Origin of the sequence: Polyangium sp. 15x6 (genome assembly GCF_029960785.1) — a bacterium.
Lineage (GTDB): Bacteria > Myxococcota_A > Polyangia > Polyangiales > Polyangiaceae > Polyangium.
This window is the reverse complement of record NZ_JASBQE010000244.1, coordinates 1-1,626: the sequence shown is the minus strand read 5'-3', so window position 1 is coordinate 1,626 and position 1,626 is coordinate 1. Positions and strand designations below refer to the sequence as shown.

The window sequence follows — 1,626 nt, the reverse complement described above, 5'->3', positions numbered from 1 at the left end:
CGGCCGGGCACTCTAACGAGACTGCCGATATTCAAATCGGAGGAAGGTGGGGATGACGTCAAGTCATCATGGCCCTTATGTCCAGGGCTACACACGTGCTACAATGGTCGGTACAAACGGTCGCGAACCCGCGAGGGGGTGCTAATCCGAAAAAACCGGCCTCAGTACGGATAAGAGTCTGCAACTCGACTCTTTGAAGTTGGAATCGCTAGTAATCCCTGATCAGCAGGCAGGGGTGAATACGTTCCCGGGCCTTGTACACACCGCCCGTCACACCATGGGAGTCGGTTGCTCCAGAAGTGGCTGAGCCAACCCGCAAGGGAGGCAGGCCCCCAAGGAGTGGCTGGTAACTGGGGTGAAGTCGTAACAAGGTAGCCGTAGGGGAACCTGCGGCTGGATCACCTCCTTTCTAAGGAAGCGCTTCGGCGCATACCTAGAGGTCAAACCCGTCCCGCACGGTGAAGCGTACAATCCAGTTTCCAGGGACCGAGCTGCAGCCCGCGCGAGCGTAGGCTGCAGTTTGGGCCAGTAGCTCAGGTGGTTAGAGCGCACGCCTGATAAGCGTGAGGTCGGCAGTTCAACTCTGCCCTGGCCCACCTGAGCGTTCTGGAGTGCTCTTGGGGCTGTAGCTCAGCTGGGAGAGCGCGGGCTTTGCAAGCCTGAGGTCGACGGTTCGAGCCCGTTCAGCTCCACCGTCTGGACCCGCCAGACACGAAAAGACTGCGACGTTTCGGCGTCCCGGATCTCTGACAATTGAATAGTAGATAGCGTCCTAAAGCTAGCGAAGAAGCTGGCGCGCGGAAGTTCGGCAATCGAACTCCGGGCGCGAGTTCGATGCGTGCCTTAGGGGTACGGTCAAGCTACGAAGGGCGCACGGTGGATGCCTAGGCGATCAGAGGCGAAGAAGGACGTGGACAGCTGCGAAAAGCTCCGGGGAACCGCTAACAGGTTGTGATCCGGAGGTCTCCGAATGGGGAAACCCGAGCAGGGATTACCTGCCAGCCCGTGGTGAATACATAGCCACGAGGCAGCCAAGCCAGGGAACTGAAACATCTAAGTACCTGGACGAAAGGAAAGCAAAAGCGACTCCCCTAGTAGTGGCGAGCGAACGGGGAAGAGCCTAAACCCAAGCAGTGCAAGCATGCTGGCGTTGCTGTTTGGGGGTCGTGGGATTCTGCAGGAGGGACGGCATTCCCTCCGGCGAGTGACAAAGGACGAGTCTAATCGAACGGCAATGAAAGGCCGGCCATAGAGGGTGACAGCCCCGTAGGTGAAAGACGAGTCTCTCGCGCAGAACACCCGAGTACCGCAGGACACGTGCAATCCGGCGGGAATCTGGGAGGACCATCTTCCAAGGCTAAGTACTCCTGATCGACCGATAGTGAACTAGTACCGCGAGGGAAAGGTGAAAAGAACCCCGGTTAGGGGAGTGAAATAGTACCTGAAACCGTGTGCCTACAAGCAGTGGGAGCACTATGGCCGCAAGGCAATGTGTGACCACGTACCTTTTGCATAATGGGCCTGCGAGTTACGCTACGTGGCGAGGTTAAGCCGAGAGGTGGAGCCGAAGCGAAAGCGAGTCCTAACAGGGCGAGGAGTCGCGTGGCGTAGACCCGAAACCTTAGC

2 tRNA genes and 2 rRNA genes are annotated in these 1,626 nt (G+C 58.2%); all 4 read left to right on the top strand.

Going from position 1 to position 1,626, the window contains the following annotated elements:
* Positions 1-409, top strand: a 16S ribosomal RNA gene (locus QHF83_RS53235); the annotation flags it as partial.
* 113 nt (positions 410-522) lie between these two features.
* A tRNA-Ile gene (locus tag QHF83_RS53230) sits at positions 523-596 on the top strand.
* 23 nt (positions 597-619) lie between these two features.
* Positions 620-692 (top strand) — tRNA-Ala (locus QHF83_RS53225).
* Positions 693-853: 161 nt separating this feature from the next.
* Positions 854-1,626 (top strand): 23S ribosomal RNA (locus QHF83_RS53220); the annotation flags it as partial.